The following is a 20,551-nucleotide window of genomic DNA, read 5'->3' as shown; positions in this document are numbered from 1 at the left end:
CTGGAGTGACCATATTATTATGCAAGCAGTTGGTGTTATTGTTGAATACAATCCTTTTCATAACGGTCATAAATGGCATATAGATGCTGCAAAAAAAAGATCTGGCTGTCCCTTTGTCATAGGTGTTATGAGTGGAAATTTTGTACAAAGAGGCGAACCAGCAATGTTTGATAAATGGAAAAGAGCCGAAATGGCAATTCGGGGTGGTGTAGATCTTATTATTGAACTTCCTACTGTATTTGCAGTTCGCAGCGCTCAGTATTTCGCTGCTGGAGGTATTCGTCTTTTGCATTCTTTAGGTATTGTCAGCCATGTTTGTTTTGGAGCGGAACACGCCGACTTGGAACTATTGAATAAAATTGCCACAGCTGCAAATGATGTAAATATCATGAACCAAATGCATATAAACTTGCAATTAGGTAATACATATGCCTCCGCTTTAGGACAAGCCTTAGAAAAGCAATATAACATTGCGGGCAATATTATATCTTCTTCTAATAATATTTTAGCTGTAGAATATTTACGTGCTATAAAAAAGTTTTCGCCGACATTGCAGCCAATTGCAGTTACTAGGCAACAGTCAAAATATAATGATACTACGATTACCTCATCCTTTGCCAGTGCCACGGCCATAAGGCAAGCAATTATAAATCATATGACCATTACTGACGAAATAAAAATGTCTGTCCCTGAAACAACGTCGAAAATACTTTATGACCTTCTGTCCCAAAAGCGTGGACCAGTTACTTTATCTAACTTCTCTTCTATTGTATTAGCCCAATTAAGAATAACAAGTTCTAAACAATTAGAAAAATTACCGAATGTGTCAGAGGGGCTGCATTACAAAATCCGTGATTCTTCTCTATTGGCAGCAAATATAGAGCATTTGTTAGCACTACTAAAAAGCAAGCGTTATACTTATACACGTTTACAGCGTATCCTGATTCATGCGTTATTAGGAGCTACACAGGATCAATTAGCAAGTTTTGATAAAGAAGGTCCTTTATATGCTCGAATTTTAGCCTTTAATCAAAATGGACGTTTACTTTTAAAAAAGATGAACCAAACTAATGCGATACCTCTGATAACTAAAACCACTCATTATCTAAGCAGCAAACAACGTGATACAGATACCCTCACTCCACTGCAACAAATGCTGTCTGTTGACACTTTAGCTAGTGATATTTATAGTTTAGGAATCCCTTCCTCTAGTTGGAATATGGGTGCATGGGATTTTCGTTATCCAGCTCTTTATATTCCAACATAGAATGATTTAATAAATGCTTAATATCTAAAATCATCTTCTCTGCTGCTTGTTCTCCTAGGAGTACGCTTTCATCCATATATTCAAAAGAACTTGGTTGAATATGAGCAACATCTGGCCGAATTAATATATCCCAATTGTGTTGTCGATATTTGAATAACTCCCGTTCCATAATGTCGATTGACTGAATAATGACATCAAAAATATTCGTAATGTTACAAATCGTTCCTGCATGTGCCAAATCTACAGCAATGACAATATCAGCCCCCATTTTTCGCACTATATCAATGGGAGTAGGATTTAGCACTGCACCATCAACGAGTAGCATATCTTCTAAGATAAAGGGCACAAAAAATCCTGGTACCGAAGTACTTGCTCTTACAGCAACAGCTACATTACCTTCCGTAAAGATAATTTCCTTGCCTTGTTTTATATCTGTGGCAACGATAGCTAACGGAATCCTCAAATCCGAAAATTTTTTTCCTTTTGTTAGTAAATGTATAATTTCCAATACTTTGTCACCAGAAACAATTCCCATTTTTGAAATCATGAAATCCATCCAATGGCGAGGTTTCAAGTGTTTCGCTAATCGTAAAATAGTTTCTGGCGTTTGTCCTGAACAATATAAAGCTCCAATTAAGCTACCAATACTACAACCTGCAATGTAATCAATAGGAATTTCTTCCCTTTCTAAAACCTTGAGTACACCAATATGTGCTAACCCTCTTAATCCACCAGATCCAAGAGCCACGCCAATTTTCGGCCGCATAAAACCACTCCTTAGAAAATAGTAAGAAATACATCCCAGCTATTTTATTAATTCCTATCTCATATAGTTATATTATCTCTCATATTTCAATATATATTAAAGACCGCCTGATAGGAGAGGAGATAATTATATGAGAATTTTCGGCAGAGGAAAACGATACCATTCGCGTCTACTAGCATATTTTATGGCGTTTAGTGTAGTCTTTATTACTATTTCTATGGTGAATTACCCAAAAGAAGCATTTGATTCTGCGATTATGGGACTAAATTTATGGTGGACTGTTGTTTTCCCTTCCTTATTACCTTTTTTTATTTTATCCGAACTTCTAATGGGATTGGGTGTAGTTCATTTTATCGGTATTTTACTAGAACCATTAATGAGACCTGTTTTTAATGTGCCAGGAGTGGGAGCTTTTGCTTTATCTATGGGATTAGCTTCTGGATATCCTATGGATGCTGTAATAACAGGCAATTTCCGTAAAAATCGACTCTGTACTGCTGTTGAGGCGGAACGACTATTATCTTTTACTAATACAGCTGACCCTCTATTTATGTTTGGCGCCGTTGCTGTTGGCATGTTTGGGATGCCAGAATTAGGTGCAGTTATTGCACTGGCACATTATCTTTCTAGTTTCCTTGTTGGGATTGTCTTTCGCTTCCACGGTCGCGAGCGAGATGATTATACTAATGAAACAAAAATAGTAAAGGGAAATATCTTACTAAGAGCCTTTCGGGCTCTATACGCTGCTAAACAGGAAGATAAACGCTCTATGGGGCAATTATTGGGCGATTCAGTAAAGAATTCAATGAATACCATCTTATTAATTGGTGGCTTTATTATCCTTTTCTCTGTCTTTTTGCGCATTTTATCTATTATCGGCATTACTGATATATTAGCAACTGTTTTTGCAGGATTATTAGGATTGATCGGCTTCACCACAAATCTTGCTCCTGCTTTAGTGAGCGGTTTATTCGAAATCGATTTAGGTGCACTAGCAGCAAGTCAAGCCGATGGATCGTTACTTGAGAAAACAGTAGTCGCAAGTATAATCATTGCATGGAGCGGCCTTTCAGTACACGGGCAAGTAGCCAGCATCGTTATTGAGTCAGGCATACGAATGTTCCCTTATATGGTAGGAAGGCTTTTGCACGCGATTTTAGCAGCGATCATTACAATATTCTTAATGAAATCTTCCTTTATGAATGCCACACAACTATTTATTTTACCAGTTCTACTAACTCCTAATTCAACGCCTGTTAGTTCATTTCTTACAAGAATTGAACAAGTAAGTTATCAGATTTTAGTATTGTTAAGTATTATGATTGCCTTATCTATTGCGATACACATTATTAGAGAATTATATGGATATATAAGAAAAAAAAGCTATTAATTCTTTAGAATCTATAACACTTATAAGATTTGCAAAACAAAGCAGCCATAAAAATAAGGAAAAACATACTCCTCCTTATTTTTACGGCTGCCTTGCTAGTAAATCTTATTTTATTTCTTTTGTTGTTGGTGAAGTTCACTGTGCCCCTGCTTAACAACTTCTAATGCTTTTTCTAAATTCCCTGAAAGATGCTTAAAAACTTGATCAGCATATACCACTGCATCATCGTGCAAATCGGATGCTTGCTTATGTGCTTGGGTAAGAATCTCGGCACTCTGCTCTTGTGCTTGTTTTGTAATCATATTTTCATCAGTTAGTTTAATTGTATAGCTTTTAGCTTTTTCAACAATATTTTGAGCTTCTTTTTGAGCATCTTCTAAAATACGTTGCCGCTCTTCCATGATCTTACTAGCATCAGAAATTGCTTTTGGCAATGCCTCCCGTAATTCATCAAGCAACCGGACAACATCATCTTCTTCTAAAACTCTTTTATTCGTAAAAGGCACACGTGCAGCATCGATTAATAGTCCCTCTAATTCATCTAATATTCCTTCAATAGTCATAAAACCTCTCCCCATTCGGTATTACTTACAATACATTCTTCATTAAAAATGTTTTGGTGTAAATTCCGTGTATATCACAACGCTAGTGCTATGATAAAGAAAACTTGAATTCAGATAGAGTTTAAACTCCACCTGGTCTTACTACACTTATCCTTAGGACTTAGGCCGCTCTTGACTCCCACTTGTAGAAAGTGGGAGTCTTAGAGCGGTTTAGTCATCGGATACATTAGATTCTTTTAATCCTACTACCAATTCTATCTTCTACACCCTTAGGCACCAATCCTGTTATACAGCCACCAAAGCTAGCCAATTCTTTTATTCCACTTGAACTTATGAATGAATATTCACTACTAGTCATAATAAATACCGTTTCTAACGTCGGATCGATTTTTTTTATTAATAACGCCCGCTGGAATTCATATTCAAAATCACTTAATGCCCGCAGACCTCTAACAATAATATTAGCATTTTGTTGATGAGCATATTCATTCAGTAAACCTGAAAAAGAATCAATGCGAATATTAGGGATATGCTTAGTTGTTAATGTTAATAATTCTACCCTCTCCGCCATGTCAAAAAGAGGTTTTTTGTTAGGGTTATGAAATACGGCTATAATTAATACATCAAATAATTTACTAGCCCTTTCAAAAATATCAATATGACCGTTGGTTACTGGGTCAAAACTTCCTGGACAAACCGCAATGCGCACTATCTAACCTCCTGATTGGTATTATATAATAAAAAACTGATTAATGTTTCTCCATATTTTTCAACACGTCTTAGCTGCAAATGATCCCATTGATTTTTTATTTCTTCATGCTTAGAATGTTCGATAACAAGTATCCCCTTTGGATTTACTATTGCATTTGTTTCAATTTTTTCTAATACTTTTTGAACCAATCCTTTATTATAAGGAGGATCGCAAAAAATTAAATCAAATGAACGACCAGTTCCTGCAAATCGATCTAGAGCCCTTATTACGTCATTTTTAAGAATCTCCGCTTGTCCAATCAATTTAGTACGCTGTGCATTTTCTTTGATGCTTGTAATGCTATCAATGCTGCTGTCAATAAAAACGGCAGCTGACGCACCACGGCTCAATGCTTCCAACCCCAAATTCCCTGTACCTGCAAAAATATCCAGCACCTGAGCATCAACAACAATATCTCCTAGTATATTAAAGACCGCTTCTTTAACTCGATCAGCTGTAGGTCTCGTTCCAAGACCGCGTGGTGCACTTAATTTTATACCCTTGGCACTTCCTGTAATTATTCTCATCTTAAATCACCTATAATCACATCTTTTATTGTAACATATTTTTATAGTATACTACATATTTTTTACTATACAACTATAATACTTTTATATTTTGTATTTTTTGATAGGTCACATATCATCTTTTGTGATTTACAAAACATATGGTATGATTATATAGTATATTTTCATAACGAGGTGCCTTATTATGTCCAAGAACTTTAAATATTTCGTTCTTATCATCCCTTTCTTTATTGCAGCTACTATTATTTTACATATTTTCCATTGGAGATCGGATCCTATTATGACATGGAAATTCAATACAAATTATTGGTTAACTGTAGTTTTACTTCCTTTAGATAGCCGTCCCCCCTGTACACAATTCGTGGAACAATTAGGTCAAATCGCAGGAATTCGAGTATTACTTCCTCAACCAGAATTATTGGATAACTATAAAACTCCCGCTAATAAAAAGGAACTGCGCATCTGGCTAAAGCAAGTAAGCCCACAGGCAGATGCAGCTATTATTTCAACTGACATGCTAATCCACGGGAGTTTATTAGCATCGCGCCTATCTATGGGAAGCACTGAAGACACGAATGAAGTCCTTGATCTGCTAACCGTTATACACCAAGAAAGTCCCCATTTGAAAATGTATGCTTTTAATATTATTCCTCGATTATTGATTGCGGATAATCAAGAAAATATTGCTTATCAAAAAAATATGTTAAAATACTCAATAATCAAAGACCAAGTTTATACTTTTGAAAATACTGAAGATATCAATACAATACATTCGTTAGAAAAGCGACTTCCAGCTAATGTTATACAACATTATACCGCTCTATATGAAAAAAATACTACACTAAATCTAACACTAATGAATATGGTAGAACAAGGAATGCTCGCTGGCTTAGTGATTGGGCAAGATGATGGTCAACCCTTTGGCATTCCCAACATGAACAAACAACAATTACAGCATCAACTGTCACAGAAACCTTCACTCGCAAATAAAGTATTCATTACTCGTGGTACCGATGAAGTAGCCATAAGCCTTTTAGGACACATTGCAATAGAGTATTCCAACGATCATCCAAAAGTCTTTGTGATGTATTCCAATCACGATGCTGCACAGCTTATTATGCCCTTTATGCCTCATACTGTAGCCAAAACAGTACAGGAAAAAATCAGGATTGCTGGTGCCGTAGAGGTAGAAATGATAGATGAAGCTGATTTTATTCTTTATGTACATGTTGGTACTACGAATAATCAATCAACATTTTCATCTTCGGCTGAACAAATTAGAAATCTATTAGATCAAGGCTATCAAGTAGCCTTAGTCGACTTAACAGAGAGTTTTCAAGCTTCTGAAACATTATTACCTGTGTTGTTAGCACAGGATGTTGATATTCCTAAACTTATTGCTTACGCAGGGTGGAATACTACCAGTAACTCGATTGGAACCGCTGTCACTCAAGCTAGTATCTTTACGAAAGCATTAAAGAAAGAAAGCAACTTAACAGAAGTAATGGCTGTATACAAAGAAAATTTAGAGTTTCTAACAGCAAGGTTCTTAGATGATTTATATTACCAAAAAGAAATTAATCCGTACATTAACAAACAATTACAAAGACGAAAGATAGACCCTTATCATTTACAAACCGCTTATTATCAAACGAATGTTCAAGTGCAAAAAATGATGGTTAGTAAAGGAAAGCATTTATTACGTGAAGGATTAAGAAATTCTCCCATCACAATTCGTACGGATCAAGGATTAGAACAAATTGTTATAACCGACTTAGAGATACAAACCTATTTACCTTGGCAACGTACATTTGAAATATGGATAAAACCAACATTAGCACTCACTGCTATAAAGAAGAGTTAATTGGCGATGGACTTTTAACTTCCTCACCGATCTAAATCACACTATACTTATGACTTACTAAACCGCTCTTAACTCCCGATTGTAGAAGATGGAGTCTAAGATCGCCTTGGTCAGCGATAAAACAAAGAAAACAACCAGGCTAATGGTTGTTTTCTTTGTTTACCAGTTCATCCGTCATTATAGCATTCTTCGCGCACCAAGGTATCTTGCTTGATAATAAGGCTTGGATAAAGCTGTTATTATTACTCTTTCTGCAGCAGAGCTGGCATGAATGAACTGATCATTACCAATATATATTCCCACGTGGGATGGACCTGGCTCGTAAGTGCTAAAAAAAACTAAATCTCCAGCTTTTAGCTCAGATACACGGATTGCCAATCCAACTTTAAATTGTTCATCAGCCATACGAGGCATAAAGATACCGTATTGGTTAAAAATATAGCATATAAATCCCGAACAATCAAATCCACTAGGAGAGGAACCGCCCCATTGATAAGGAATGTTAATAAACTTTTGTGCAAAAGAACCAATGTTTTTTTCTGGTCTTCTTGTCATCTGACCTCGACTGCTTATGTTGCCTGTTTTATACTGATGCAGTGCAGCAAGTGTTTGAGCACCTACAATACCGTCAGCCTCAAGGTCGCAGGCTTCTTGAAACCGGATAACGGCATTTAACGTACCAGAACCAAATTTTTCATCAAGTTCTCCTGAGTAAAACCCAAGTTCCTGCAGCTTACTTTGTAATAAATATACAGCTTCCCCAGACATGCCTAATTGCAATTTCAAACTCTGTGCTTCAGCAGAACCATATATGATAAAAAACATTGCGCAGCATACAACTAAACTTATTATATTTTTTGATATTTTTATCATAGATTCTCCTTAAATTTTATTGACATATCTATATTAGATACGTATAATTAATATTCGTGGGTAAAGAATATAATATTATATATTTCTTAATGTATCCATTTACAGGGGCATAGCCAAGTTGGTAAGGCACGGGACTTTGACTCCCGCATCCGTTGGTTCGAGTCCAGCTGCCCCTGCCATTTATAACTTAAAATATAAACCGAATGGCATTCAGTATTTTACTGGATGCTGTTTTACTATCTTTTTTTACATAAATATCCCAATTATTATATACTTATAGCTTATTCTAATTTTGAATAAAAGACAAGTACTCCCTTGCATATTAATCGATATGAAATCACTTAATTGCACATTTATTTCCCATATATAATATTAGCTAAATAATCTAAAAATTCCTTCAATTTATAAAATTTTATTTTTTACTATGATTTGACATAAAATAAAAAGCAGACCTTTAGCCTGCTTTCAAATGTAATTAATGTTCTTCATTTTTTTCCTTTTTGCTAGTAGCTATTATCATTTCTGCAATACGTTGAGGCACTTCTTCGTAGTGAGAAAAATTTAAATCAAAATGGCCGCGTCCTTGGGTAATAGAACGTAAATCAATCGCGTAACGAAACATTTCGGACATGGGAACTTGTGCTTTAATAACGCCAGCTCCTTTAGTAATAGGCTCCATTCCTTGAATTCGTCCACGTTTACCATTTAAATCAGCAATTACATCTCCCATAAAAGAATCTGGTACATTTATATTAACATTACAAATTGGCTCTAATAATGCTGGCTTTGCTTGTAAAGCGCCTTTACGTAAAGCCATTGTACTGGCAATTTTAAATGCCATTTCTGAAGAATCAACATTATGATACGAACCATCATATAGAGTTACTTTTACATCTACCATTGGATAGCCACCTAAAATACCACCTACGAGTGCCTCACGCACTCCTTTTTCAACAGCAGGAATATATTGACGCGGTACAGCTCCACCAAAAATGGAATCAACAAATTCGAAATTAGTCCCCATCGGTAATGGATCTAATTGTAGCCATACATGCCCGTATTGTCCATGACCACCACTTTGCTTTTTATGCTTTCCTTCTACTTTGACAGAACCACGAATAGTTTCCCGATAAGGAACCTTAGGGTCTGATAGGATTACATCTACACCAAATTTACGTTTCATACGTTCTGCCATAATGTCCGTATGTAATTCCCCGATACCACTAATCAACAATTGTTTCGTTTCCACATTTTTTACAACTTTAAATGTTTTATCTTCATCCATAAGACGATTTAAAGCATTTCCAATTTTGTCTTCATCGCCTTTATTCTTCGCTTCAATACTCATCGTAAACATCGGTTTAGGATACGTTATCGGTTCAAAAATCATAGGTTTATCTTTCTCACATAGGGTATCACCTGTTCCTGTCTCCTGTAATTTTGCAACAACAGCAATATCACCAGCATATATAATATTTAAAGGTTCTTGATGTTTGCCACGCAATGTAAAAAGATTTCCAATCCTCTCTGTTTTTTCCTTAGATGCATTATATATCATACTGTCAGGTTTCATAGCTCCTGAAAATATGCGTATATAACTAAGACGCCCAACGAAAGGATCCGCAGTGGTTTTAAATACTAATGCTGAAAAACCATCAGAAGCTTTTCTCTCCACAATTTCCTTTGAGACAGGATGAGTCCCTAAGAAACGACTAGCTTCAGAAGATGGAGTATAATCCAATACTGCATTCATAATTTCTTGTATTCCGATATTTTTATAGGCTGCACCGCACATAACAGGAATTATATTTCCTTGAAAGACACCTTTTACTAACCCTATTTTTATTTCATCATCCGATAATTCTTCTCCATCCAGGTATTTAGCTAAAAGATCATCATCTGACTCGGCGACAACTTCAATCAATTTCTGACGAAGTTCCAAAGCCATTTCTCTTAAATCTTCTGGAATATCTGCCTCTGCTCCTTGAGAGCGTTGACTAGGGGAAGGTAAAATTGCTTTCATTCTTACTAAATCGATAATCCCCTTAAAGTTTTCTTCTGCGCCAATGGGTAGTTGAATTGGCAAAATAATGGAACCGAATTTATCTTTCATCTCCTGAATTACATTATAAAAATCCGCATTCTCACGATCCATTTTGTTAATAAAAACAATACGAGGTAAATTTAGTTCACTAATATATTGCCAAGCTTTTTCGGTTTCTACTTCAACTCCTGATGCAGCGCATACTACAACTAAAGTACTGTCAACAGCTCTTAATGTACTTTTTACTTCTCCAACAAAGTCAGCATATCCAGGAGTATCAATAAAATTAATTTTATGATCACGCCACTCACACGGCGCTAACGCCGCACTAATCGTTACTTTTCGTTTAATTTCTTCTGGCTCAAAATCTGTGGTCGTTGTCCCATCATCCACACGTCCGATGCGAGTTATGGCTCCTGCATTAAATAATAAAGCTTCAGCAACACTTGTTTTTCCTGCCCCACCATGAGCCACAATCCCCACGCTTCTAAGCTTATCACTTCTGTACTCTTTCAAATTAATTCCCCCTATATTAATTTAGCCTTCTACCCATACTAATTAATATAACTTTTTTTACACTTCTCCGTGAATACTGAACATTCCTTCTTTTCAGTTTATTCATTATAAAAATTAATAACCGCCTATAATAGGCGGTTATTCTTTAATCAGCTTACGAACTTTTACAAAACAGCTGCATAATTTTACGCAGTGGCTTAGGTACTGACATAACATAGATTTTTAAAGGTTTCACCGCGTTCGCCTCCCTCATTACTTAACATGATACACACATTATATATTTATATTGTATGCTACGATAGAGGCATTGGTGTATCTGATATTCATTATTGATTTTGCGCAAGCTCTGCTCGAGATAACATAAAGCATAAATCAGATAACCGATTTAAAGCAATTAAAACTTGTTCGTTTACGTCTTCTTGCTTTGACAATTTAATGGCTTGCCGTTCCCCTCTTCTAGCAGTAGTGCGAGCTAAATCCAAAGCAGCAGCCCCGGCACTTCCACCAGGAATAATAAATTCTTTTAATGGAGGCAGCTTAGCATCAAGTGCATCAATGTATTGCTCCAATTGTTTTACATGAGCTTCCGTAATATAATATGATTCCTTATTAACACTAGCAAGATCTGCCATGACCATCATTAACATTTTTTGTACGCTATAAATAATATCTTTATTATCGTTTTTACAGCACCACACCCTTGCTAATCCTAAAGCAGAGTTAATTTCATCAACTATACCATAAGCTTCTACTCTCAAACTATCTTTGTCAATGCGCTCTCCCGTCAATAAACCTGTAGTTCCTTTATCGCCAGTTTTTGTATATACTTTCATGGAAAATCTCCTCCTTAAATCTTATAGTAGTCTAAAGCTTCATTTAGAACGTCAAAGGATGAGCATAACTAACACTTCACCGTTTTACTTACCCTACGCTTATAGTTATGTTCATCCTTTACCTGCATGGCTATAGATGGCTGTTTTTCAAAGAGAAACCTTATAAATAAAGTTCTTTCTCAGTGAAAAAATTCTTAATTTCTCTTTCTGCACTTATCAAACTATCAGAGCCATGAATAATATTTTTTCTAATATTTAACGCGAAATCTCCACGAATCGTACCTGCTGCAGCATCAATAGGATTAGTCGACCCCATCATAAATCTTGAAGCTTTAATCGCATTTTCTCCTGCTATTACCATAGCAATAAGAGGACTAGAGGTAATAAAATCGACTAATTCATGAAAAAAGGGTTTATCAGTGTGTTCATAATAATGAATTTCAGCTTGCTTCCTGGTTAATTGCACCATCTTTATTGCAGCAATTTTAAAACCACGTTTTTCAAAGCGATCAATAATTTGCCCACATACACCTTTAACGATAGCATCAGGTTTTAATAGAAGTAAGGTCTTTTCCATGAGTATCACCTCTTCAATTTCTTAACGATAATGTAATGATTCTTTATAATAATTAAGAGCAGATTGCCTAATATTTTCAATTTCCTCTTCGGTTACTGTTCTGATCACTCTTCCTGGTGCTCCCATCACCAAAGAATTAGGAGGAATTTTTTTATGCTCTGTGATGAGGCATCCTGCACCGATAATACAATTTTCTCTGATATCTGTATAACTTAATATAGTAGATCCCATACCTATAAGGCAATTACTGCCTATATGACAAGCATGTAAGATAACTCCATGACCAACAGTAACATAATCTTCAATAATCGTTTCATAGTCATGCATTGCATGAATCGTGGAGTTATCCTGTATATTCGTAAAGTTGCCAATACGGATAGGATGAACATCACCGCGTATTACAGTATTAAACCAGATACTGGCATGGGAGGAAATTGTAACATCACCTATAATATATGCGCCACCAGCCAAAAATACATTATCATCAATTTGAGGAACGGTTCCCTTATAAGGTATTACATTATCTTTCAACATTTAATTCACCAACTTATCATATGTCGTAGCATCTAACTTCTTTATGATTGCCATTAATAACTCGATTGCAGACTGGTAGTCATCCCGATGGATAATACTGTGATGACTATGTATGTAACGTGTAGGGATACTCAATACCAAGCTAGGTACTCCCTTTGCATGAACATGAATGCGCCCAGCATCCGTCCCACCCCCTTCTGTAAATTGCAGTTGATAAGGAATTTGATTTTCATTAGCAATTTCAATAACGAAATCACGCAATTTTGTATGTGGAATCATACTAGCATCATAAATACAAATCGCAACACCTTTACCTAACTTACTCGATGCCTGATCTTCAGAAATACCCGGTGTATCCCCAGCAATACAAGTGTCAATTGCGAATGAAAGATCTGGATTGACAACACCTGCACTAGTCGTTGCGCCCCGTAAACCAACTTCCTCTTGGACAGTTCCTACCCCATATACGGTATTTGAATGTTTTTCTAAAGCAAGTTGTTCCATAACCTCCGCCATTATGGCACAACCAATTCGATTATCCCAGGCTTTAGCCATTAAAAGTTTTTCATTTGCCATAACAGTAAATTCACTATATGGAACAATCGCATCACCAGGACGAATTCCAAATTTAACTTTAGCCTCTTCTTCACTACTAGCCCCAACATCAATATACATCTCACGCTTTTGTACAACCTTCTTGCGATCTTCTGGAGTCAGAACATGAGGCGGCTTACTACCAATAACACCTGGAATATCGCCTTTGGCAGATAGTAATGTAACTTTTTGCCCTAGCATGACTTGTTCCCACCAACCACCTAGAGTGACAAATTTAATAAAACCTTCTTTAGTAATATTTTTTACCATAAATCCAATTTCATCCATATGACTAGCTAACATAATTTTAGGCCCAGATTGTTGACCTTCTTTTTCAAATATGATACTGCCTAACTTATCATAGGATACCGTTACATGATTATTAATTTTTTCTAACAGTAAATCCTTTACACGATGCTCAAATCCGGATACTCCAGGAACCTCCGATATTTTCTTTAACCATACTAATGTCTTATCCACAATATCCTCCTTTATTTCTATAAGTGTACTTTCAAAACAACTATACATTCACTATTGATAAACCCATATAGTGAAGTAGTTTAGCCATGGCGAATTAATCGTTATTCTTATTTTTCAATGATTCCGACTATAATATTTTTTGTTGCTATACATACACCCCAAAAAGGAAACGAGTTTCTCCTGGTATTGTTTTCTATTTCTCATAATAAAATTCCTCTTTTGCCTACTTTAATTCATAAAAGGGCTAATTAAATGTACTCACTAAATCCCTACTTCATTCTAAATCGTAAAACGGTTATCCCATTGCTAGGATAACCCAATCAAATTTGTATCTTATATTGGTTCAACAATTAAATATGATGATTATCCACATTAAAACATTGATAGGACTTTAAATTACGGATTGCTACCAATGCCTTTCCAATAAGTTGACCAACATCTCCAGTATTGTCCTCTAAGTTGCAAATTTTTTCGCAACTTTCCAATAAGTCATTTTTATAGATTACGTAATTGGGTATCCTCTCTTCTTTTGTAATATCTTCGATACGATTAATTATGGTAATAACTGCAGAATAGCATAATAGCCTTTCCATATTATTTTCCTTTTTGAGATTACGCACTAAGACCTCAATTTGTTCTAAAGCATTTTTAATTATCATCTGCAACTCTCTCTTCCTTCTAAATTTGTATGTACAAAATTCGGCGAGAAGTTATAAACTCCTGCACACATACCTAATGTCGCTTGGGAATATCTTAAGAAGGAAAAACAAATAAATGTTGCTTTCCTTTAACTAAGATTATTTGTTGAATTATCACCTACTCCGCCTAGTAAGCATACAATGTAGTAAGTCACAAGACTACGCATGAAAAAAGGAGGAATAATTATGGGCTTCGGGTTTGGAGGTAATGGCAACGGCTGTGGTGGTAATTGGTCTATTATTATCATCATCATCATTTTGTTATTTTTCTGCTGTTCATCTGATGATTTTTCCTCTTGTTGATATTTTTAAAATTTCTTTAGGAAATCTAATTTATACAATGAAAAAAGGTACTTTACGCAAAGCATAAAGTACCTTTTTTCATTGTATAACCCAGTCTTTCTATTGTTTTTCAATTATGTCGATTATTTCTTCTAGATTACTTTTATTAAATTGATATTTAGCACTACAAAAAGGGCAACAAACTTCAGCTTCTCCATCCTCAACTAAAATATCGTTGATCTCTTCTACACCAAGACTAACCAGCACTTTCTGCACCTTTTCCAAGGAACAAGTACATTTAAATTCCAAAGGAACTTCTTCATAAATGGTAACTGATAAGCCAGTAAAGATTCGATTTATGATACCAGCTGCATCTAATCCCTCGCTTATCAATTGGGAAATGGGTGGTAATAAAGCTATATTTTTTTCAATTTTACTTAAAACCTCATCATCAGCATTAGGTAACGCTTGTACCATAAATCCTCCAGCCGCAGTAACAATCATATCTGGCTGCACTAAAACACCTAAAGCTACTGTTGACGGAGTTTGCTCTGATACATATAAGTAATTAGTAATATCTTCAGCTATTTCACCACTCACTAATTCTGCACTACCTGTAAAAGGCTGCTTTAAACCTGTAAATCGAGTAACAGATATCTGCCCCTTACCAACAGCATGACCAACATCTAACTTCCCCTCTCGTAAGGGTAAGTGGGCATGTGGATTTTTAACATACCCACGAACGCTTCCATTAGCATGAGCATCAGTAACAACCTCACCTAGAGGACCATCTCCACTAATTTTTATTGTAATGCTCTCATCTGTTTTAAGATTTGCAGCTAATAATAGAGCTCCAGTCATAGTCCGCCCTAGAGCAGCAGCTGCTACCGGATAACAATCATGGCGTTTTCTAGCCTCTTCTACTAGGGTTGTAGTCACCGCGGCAAAAGCCCGCACTCCACCCACTATAGTTGCCCTTGTAATATGGTCACCCATGATTTTCCCCCCTTTATAACCTTTCTGACATTAAAACTTGCCCACTCATAGCATCTAAAACCTCAATAGTATCTCCTGTTAACCTAGCAAATGTACCAAGTCCATCGGCTCTCTTGGACATCGCTGGCGATCCTGGATTCAAATACACAATGTTATTATTTTTTTCCAGTACTGCTACATGAGTATGCCCTGTGATAAATAAATTGGCCTTAAACTTGATTGCCATTTCCTTCTTAGCATCATCTGTAAGATTATGTCCATGCGTAGCAATAATACGTAAGCCATCTACCATCGTATAAGTGTAGGGTGACTGTATGGGCATATTTAATACCATGCTATCCACCTCAGCATCGCAATTACCACACGCTGCTATAATGGGAATAGGACAATCATTCAGTACATTTGCTAATTGCTTAGGATTGTATTCTGCCGGAATATCATTTCGTGGACCATGATATAGTATATCTCCAGCATGAATAATAAAATCACACTGTGTAAAATATTTATCATAAATTGTTTCCCATGTTTTTGCACAACCATGAGTATCACTGATAATACCAATATTCATGTAATCACTCACCATTTCCCTGGAAATATTTTACTTTTATTATATTTGCCTTAATAAATTAGCCATTTCAATAGCGGTTACTGCAGACTCAAAACCTTTATTCCCTGCTTTCGTACCTGCTCTTTCGATTGCTTGTTCAATGCTTTCTGTGGTAAGAACACCAAAGATAGTAGGAACACCTGTAGCCATACCTACGTGAGCTACTCCTTTAGATACTTCTGCACAAACATAATCATAATGACTAGTACTTCCTCTTATAACAGTACCTAAGCATATCACAGCTTGATATTTATTGCTGTTAGCCATTTTCTGTGCTACTAAAGGTATTTCAAATGCACCAGGTACCCAAGCAACTTCGATATCCTCTTCCTTTACACCATGTCTTTTAAGACCATCTAAAGCTCCATCTAACAGCTTACTGTTTATAAACTCATTGAATCTCGCCACTACAACACCAATTTTTAATCCTTCAGCTACTAATTGTCCTTCAATAAATTTTACCATATTCTTATTCCTCCCCATATTGTTTAAGTAAATGCCCTAACTTTACTTTTTTAACAGATAAGTAACGTTGATTGAATTTATTCGCTTTAATTTCCACAGGTACTCTTTCCGTAATCGTTAATCCATAACCTTCTAAACCTGCTCTTTTTTTAGGATTATTCGTAAGCAGCTTAATACTTGTTAACCCTAAATCGACTAATATTTGAGCTCCAATCCCATAATCTCTGAGATCAGGTGCAAAACCCAATATTTCATTTGCTTCTACTGTATCCTTGCCCTGATCCTGCAATGCATAAGCACGAATTTTATTGGCAAGACCAATTCCACGACCTTCTTGGCGCATATAAACCAGGACCCCTGCGTCTTCCTGACTAATACGTTTTAATGCATTATCTAGTTGTTCGCCGCAATCACAGCGCAGTGATCCTAATACATCACCCGTTAAGCATTCTGAATGTATGCGCACTAGTACATTTTCTTTACCTGCCACTTCACCTTTCACTAAAGCAACATGACATTGATTATCTAATTTGCTCTCATAAGCAACTAATTGAAAATCGCCATATTTAGTTGGCATTTTTGTTTCTGCACCGCGTATGATAAATGATTCATTAGCCTTCCGATACTTAATTAATTCTGCAATGGAAATGATCTTCAGATTATGTTTCGCAACAAATTCCAGTAGGTCTGGAACTCTAGCCATTCTTCCATCATCATTCATAATTTCGCAAATTACACCTGCAGGGTAACATCCAGCTAACTTTGGTAAGTCAACTGCGGCTTCCGTATGCCCTGCACGTCTTAAGACCCCGCCTTCTACATACCGCAATGGGAAAATATGACCTGGTCTTCTAAAATGTTCTGGGAGAGCATTGGGGTCTAACATAGCCCTAATCGTTTCTGCTCTTTCATGGGCTGAAATACCTGTTGTCACAGTATGTGCATCAACCGATACTGTAAAAGCAGTACAATTTGGATCCGTATTGTCACATACCATCGCACCAATACCCAGTTCATCCAATTTAGAACCAATAACTGGCATACAAATAAGCCCACGTCCATGAGTCGCCATAAAATTAATAGCCTCAGGAGTCACTTTATCAGCAGCCATTAATAAGTCGCCCTCATTTTCTCTATCATCATCATCAACTACCACGATGATTTTACCATTTTTAATGTCTTCAATTGCTTCTTCAATCGTATTAAATTTCATGTTCATTCCTCCAATTTATAGTGTAAACCCATTTTTCTCTAGAAAATTCATGTTAATAGCAGAAGTTTTAGATTGTTGTTGAGCCGAGTCTAAATTTAGCAGCTTCTCTACATATTTTCCAATAACATCCACTTCTAGATTTACGACATCCCCCGTTTTCTTAAATCCTAATGTAGTGGCAGAAGCGCTATGAGGTATTAATGATACAATAAACCAATCCTGTCCATAATCTACGATAGTGAGACTGATACCATCAATTGCAATAGAACCTTTTTTTACAATATAGCGCATAACCTCGGAACCAGCCTCTATTTTAACAATTACGGCATTATCATTATTATCTTTAGCTCGAATGATTCCAATACCATCAATATGCCCGCTTACAATATGACCGCCAAAGCGATCACCAATACTAAGCGTTCTCTCAAGATTTACCTTAGAACCAATTTGTAAACTTGCCAGGGCTGTACTATCCACTGTTTCAGGCATAACATCAGCCGTAAAGTAATATGCATCATATTCAACTACCGTAAGACAAGTTCCATTAACAGCAATACTATCGCCTAATTTAACATCTTGTAAGACCTTATTTGCCGTTACCGTTAAACGCACAGATTTTACACCACGTGCAATGGCTTTGACTTTACCTAATTCTTCCACAAGTCCGGTAAACATCTCGTCCCTCCCGGTTACGCAGATATGCGCTAATTAATATATCTTCTCCAATTGCTTCCATATGTATATCTTCAAATCCTTTGGCGTCATTTACATCAGCTATCCCTTTTCCGCCAACTGGACCTGGAGCATCCACACCACCAATTATTTTAGGAGCAATAAACCAATTGATTTTATCAACCAAATTATCTTCTAGAACAGAAGCATTGATGGCAGCTCCACCCTCAATCAAAGTACTCGTAATTTGCTGCTCACCTAATATCTTAAATAAATGAGACAAATTCACACCAGCCGGCGTTTTCTCACACTCAATTACTTCCACACCATAAGCTCTAAGAGCATCAATTTTCTCTTGAGGTGCTTTATCAGTAACAGCAATCATGGTTCGCGCTAATCCATCCGTAACGACATTAGAATGAATTGGTGTGCGTGCCATACTGTCAACGACCACACGAATAGGATTTTTCCCCTGATACGCCAGACGAGTAGTTAAAGTGGGGTTATCAGCGAGCACTGTACCAATCCCGACTAAGATAGCATCATAAGTATCTCGTAATTGATGAACATAAATTCGTGATTCTACCCCTGTGATCCACTTAGAATGTCCTGTATAAGAAGCAATTTTCCCATCTAAAGACATGGCACTTTTCAAAAGTACAAAAGGCTTTTTCGTAGAAATCCATTTTATAAACGTTTCATTTAGCTTTGCTGCTTCCTTTGCCAAGACACCTTCTATTACTTCAATCCCAGCCTCACGTAACTTAGAAATACCTTGCCCGGCTACTAAGGGGTTAGGATCTGTCATGGCAATAATTACTTTTTTAATACCAGCTGCAATTAAAGCTTCCACACATGGTCCTGTTCTGCCATGATGAGAGCAAGGCTCTAATGTAACATAGATACTGGCATTATAGGCTAAATCTCCAGCTTGCTGCAATGCATTAATTTCAGCATGGGGCGTACCAGCCTTTCTATGCCATCCTTCGCCAACCACTCGCCCATCACGAACAATCACCGCTCCAACCATAGGATTGGGACTGGTACGACCTTTAGCATACTGAGCTAAAGCTAATGCCTGCCCCATATACTTTTCATCCATAATTGACCCTCCAAAAAAATTAAGCTGTTAAAAAAGTTTAAAAAAACTTTTTAACAGCCTCATAGAACATTAGAATGCAACATTGATTAAGCCTTATATAAGACTTAAATCATCACCTTTTTCCATCCAGACTATACTGTCGGCTCCGGAATTCCACCGGATCAGCCATACGGCTCGCGGGCTAATCACCGCCGGTAAGGAGTTAAAAGATCGCTCTTTTTCACCTTGCCCCAAAGGCTTACTTATTCAATTACTGTATATGTTACCAGCATTAAGGGAAATAATCAAGTCCCTCTAATTTCACAAATCGCTTTTTTTATGTCATCTGCCTGATATATCGCAGAACCTGCTACTAAAATATTGGCACCTGCAGCTACAACTTCTCTAGCCGTTACTGGATTTATGCCTCCATCAACTTGTATATCGACCTTCAGATTACGTTCATCAATCATTTTTTTTAGTTTCGCTATTTTATGAATCATACTAGGGATAAATTTTTGACCGCCAAATCCCGGATTTACAGTCATTAATAAGACCATATCCACTTCTCCAAGTACTTCTTCGATTGAGGATAGCGGTGTTGCCGGATTAAGAGACACTCCTGTTTTTAGCCCTAGTTCTCGAACACATTGCAAGATTCTATGCAAGTGTGGAGCTGTTTCAACATGGATTGTTAAAAGATCGGCTCCTGCTTTAGCAAAGGGTTCAATGAAATCTTGAGGATTATTAACCATTAAATGTACATCAAATAACAATGTAGTAACCTTACGAATCGCAGCTACAACAGGTGGCCCAAAAGTAAGATTCGGCACAAAATGACCATCCATTATGTCGATGTGCAACATATCAGCACCTGCTGCCTCTACTAGTTTTATATCTTCAGCTAATTTCGAGAAATCGGCTGAAAGAATCGATGGTGAAATTTTAATCATACTAT

The 20,551-nt window shown here is 36.5% G+C and carries 21 protein-coding genes, 1 tRNA gene and 1 riboswitch; of the genes, 4 read left to right on the top strand and 18 right to left on the bottom strand.

Features of this window, described 5'->3' with window-relative positions:
• Window positions 1-19: 19 nt before the first annotated feature.
• Entirely contained in the window at window positions 20-1,267 is a 1,248-nt protein-coding gene (locus JBW_RS10505; protein ID WP_007952977.1) for a nucleotidyltransferase, read from the top strand.
• Here JBW_RS10505 and JBW_RS10500 read toward each other — a convergent pair.
• The gene (locus JBW_RS10500) at window positions 1,209-2,033 is read right to left on the bottom strand and encodes a patatin-like phospholipase family protein (RefSeq protein WP_007952979.1); all 825 of its coding nucleotides are present in this window, start codon (window positions 2,031-2,033) and stop codon (window positions 1,209-1,211) included. The two genes, JBW_RS10505 and JBW_RS10500, sit on opposite strands and share 59 nt — an antisense overlap.
• 130 nt (window positions 2,034-2,163) lie before the next feature.
• Between JBW_RS10500 and ylbJ the strand changes: the two genes are divergently transcribed.
• A complete protein-coding gene (ylbJ, locus tag JBW_RS10495) occupies window positions 2,164-3,423 on the top strand; it encodes a sporulation integral membrane protein YlbJ (protein ID WP_007952981.1) in 1,260 nt (419 codons plus the stop codon).
• A gap of 110 nt (window positions 3,424-3,533) precedes the next feature.
• Here ylbJ and JBW_RS10490 read toward each other — a convergent pair whose 3' ends face one another.
• The 3 genes from JBW_RS10490 to rsmD all read right to left on the bottom strand — a co-directional run bounded on the left by JBW_RS10490 (window position 3,534) and on the right by rsmD (window position 5,264).
• Window positions 3,534-3,986, bottom strand: coding sequence for a hypothetical protein (locus tag JBW_RS10490; protein ID WP_007952983.1), 453 nt, complete (start codon window positions 3,984-3,986; stop codon window positions 3,534-3,536).
• A gap of 226 nt (window positions 3,987-4,212) precedes the next feature.
• Window positions 4,213-4,695, bottom strand: a complete 483-nt coding sequence (gene coaD / locus JBW_RS10485) for a pantetheine-phosphate adenylyltransferase (RefSeq protein WP_007952985.1) — start codon at window positions 4,693-4,695, stop codon at window positions 4,213-4,215.
• Window positions 4,695-5,264 carry a 16S rRNA (guanine(966)-N(2))-methyltransferase RsmD gene (gene rsmD / locus JBW_RS10480; protein ID WP_007952987.1) on the bottom strand — a complete coding sequence of 190 codons (570 nt, stop codon included), beginning with the start codon at window positions 5,262-5,264 and terminating at the stop codon, window positions 4,695-4,697. The genes coaD and rsmD overlap by 1 nt, the downstream gene beginning before the upstream one ends.
• Before the next feature lie 184 nt (window positions 5,265-5,448).
• On the opposite strand from rsmD, the gene JBW_RS10475 reads away from it, so the two are divergent.
• A complete protein-coding gene (locus JBW_RS10475; protein ID WP_007952988.1) occupies window positions 5,449-7,128 on the top strand; it encodes a DUF4127 family protein in 1,680 nt (559 codons plus the stop codon).
• A gap of 177 nt (window positions 7,129-7,305) precedes the next feature.
• Here JBW_RS10475 and JBW_RS10470 read toward each other — a convergent pair whose 3' ends face one another.
• Window positions 7,306-8,001 (bottom strand): NlpC/P60 family protein, encoded by a 696-nt coding sequence (locus tag JBW_RS10470; protein WP_007952990.1) that lies wholly within the window; start codon window positions 7,999-8,001, stop codon window positions 7,306-7,308.
• 103 nt (window positions 8,002-8,104) lie between these two features.
• Between JBW_RS10470 and JBW_RS10465 the strand changes: the two genes are divergently transcribed.
• Window positions 8,105-8,180: transfer RNA gene (locus JBW_RS10465), tRNA-Gln, on the top strand.
• Between the two features lie 296 nt (window positions 8,181-8,476).
• Here JBW_RS10465 and fusA read toward each other — a convergent pair.
• The 13 genes from fusA to rpe all read right to left on the bottom strand — a co-directional run bounded on the left by fusA (window position 8,477) and on the right by rpe (window position 20,546).
• Window positions 8,477-10,561 carry an elongation factor G gene (fusA, locus tag JBW_RS10460; RefSeq protein ID WP_007952992.1) on the bottom strand — a complete coding sequence of 695 codons (2,085 nt, stop codon included), beginning with the start codon at window positions 10,559-10,561 and terminating at the stop codon, window positions 8,477-8,479.
• Between the two features lie 326 nt (window positions 10,562-10,887).
• Complete coding sequence (locus JBW_RS10455) at window positions 10,888-11,394, bottom strand: cob(I)yrinic acid a,c-diamide adenosyltransferase (RefSeq protein WP_007952994.1); 507 nt, start codon at window positions 11,392-11,394, stop codon at window positions 10,888-10,890.
• A gap of 160 nt (window positions 11,395-11,554) precedes the next feature.
• The gene (gene ndk, locus JBW_RS10450) at window positions 11,555-11,971 is read right to left on the bottom strand and encodes a nucleoside-diphosphate kinase (RefSeq protein WP_007952996.1); all 417 of its coding nucleotides are present in this window, start codon (window positions 11,969-11,971) and stop codon (window positions 11,555-11,557) included.
• A 21-nt stretch (window positions 11,972-11,992) separates the two neighbouring features.
• Window positions 11,993-12,502, bottom strand: coding sequence for a gamma carbonic anhydrase family protein (locus tag JBW_RS10445; RefSeq protein WP_036680141.1), 510 nt, complete (start codon window positions 12,500-12,502; stop codon window positions 11,993-11,995).
• Between the two features lie 3 nt (window positions 12,503-12,505).
• Window positions 12,506-13,579 (bottom strand): M42 family metallopeptidase, encoded by a 1,074-nt coding sequence (locus JBW_RS10440; RefSeq protein WP_007953000.1) that lies wholly within the window; start codon window positions 13,577-13,579, stop codon window positions 12,506-12,508.
• Window positions 13,580-13,929: 350 nt separating this feature from the next.
• The gene (locus JBW_RS10435; protein ID WP_036680118.1) at window positions 13,930-14,238 is read right to left on the bottom strand and encodes a hypothetical protein; all 309 of its coding nucleotides are present in this window, start codon (window positions 14,236-14,238) and stop codon (window positions 13,930-13,932) included.
• 441 nt (window positions 14,239-14,679) lie between these two features.
• Window positions 14,680-15,555 (bottom strand): Hsp33 family molecular chaperone HslO, encoded by an 876-nt coding sequence (hslO, locus tag JBW_RS10430; RefSeq protein WP_007953009.1) that lies wholly within the window; start codon window positions 15,553-15,555, stop codon window positions 14,680-14,682.
• A 13-nt stretch (window positions 15,556-15,568) separates the two neighbouring features.
• A complete protein-coding gene (yfcE, locus tag JBW_RS10425) occupies window positions 15,569-16,123 on the bottom strand; it encodes a phosphodiesterase (RefSeq protein ID WP_007953012.1) in 555 nt (184 codons plus the stop codon).
• A gap of 39 nt (window positions 16,124-16,162) precedes the next feature.
• Window positions 16,163-16,627 carry a 6,7-dimethyl-8-ribityllumazine synthase gene (gene ribE / locus JBW_RS10420; protein ID WP_007934637.1) on the bottom strand — a complete coding sequence of 155 codons (465 nt, stop codon included), beginning with the start codon at window positions 16,625-16,627 and terminating at the stop codon, window positions 16,163-16,165.
• A 4-nt stretch (window positions 16,628-16,631) separates the two neighbouring features.
• A complete protein-coding gene (locus JBW_RS10415) occupies window positions 16,632-17,840 on the bottom strand; it encodes a bifunctional 3,4-dihydroxy-2-butanone-4-phosphate synthase/GTP cyclohydrolase II (protein WP_007953014.1) in 1,209 nt (402 codons plus the stop codon).
• 15 nt (window positions 17,841-17,855) lie between these two features.
• Window positions 17,856-18,515: a riboflavin synthase gene (gene ribE / locus JBW_RS10410; RefSeq protein WP_007953016.1), complete on the bottom strand. Its 660-nt coding sequence runs from the start codon at window positions 18,513-18,515 to the stop codon at window positions 17,856-17,858.
• Entirely contained in the window at window positions 18,484-19,614 is a 1,131-nt protein-coding gene (gene ribD / locus JBW_RS10405; RefSeq protein WP_007953018.1) for a bifunctional diaminohydroxyphosphoribosylaminopyrimidine deaminase/5-amino-6-(5-phosphoribosylamino)uracil reductase RibD, read from the bottom strand. Before ribD ends, ribE (JBW_RS10410) begins: the two co-directional genes overlap by 32 nt.
• 110 nt (window positions 19,615-19,724) lie before the next feature.
• Window positions 19,725-19,856: riboswitch (FMN riboswitch) on the bottom strand.
• A 42-nt stretch (window positions 19,857-19,898) separates the two neighbouring features.
• Complete coding sequence (rpe, locus tag JBW_RS10400) at window positions 19,899-20,546, bottom strand: ribulose-phosphate 3-epimerase (protein ID WP_007953020.1); 648 nt, start codon at window positions 20,544-20,546, stop codon at window positions 19,899-19,901.
• Between the last annotated feature and the right edge of the window lie 5 nt (window positions 20,547-20,551).

The sequence above is a fragment of the Pelosinus fermentans JBW45 genome (assembly GCF_000271665.2).
GTDB classification, from domain to species: Bacteria; Bacillota; Negativicutes; order DSM-13327; family DSM-13327; genus Pelosinus; species Pelosinus baikalensis.
This window is presented reverse-complemented; position numbering and strand designations above follow the sequence as displayed.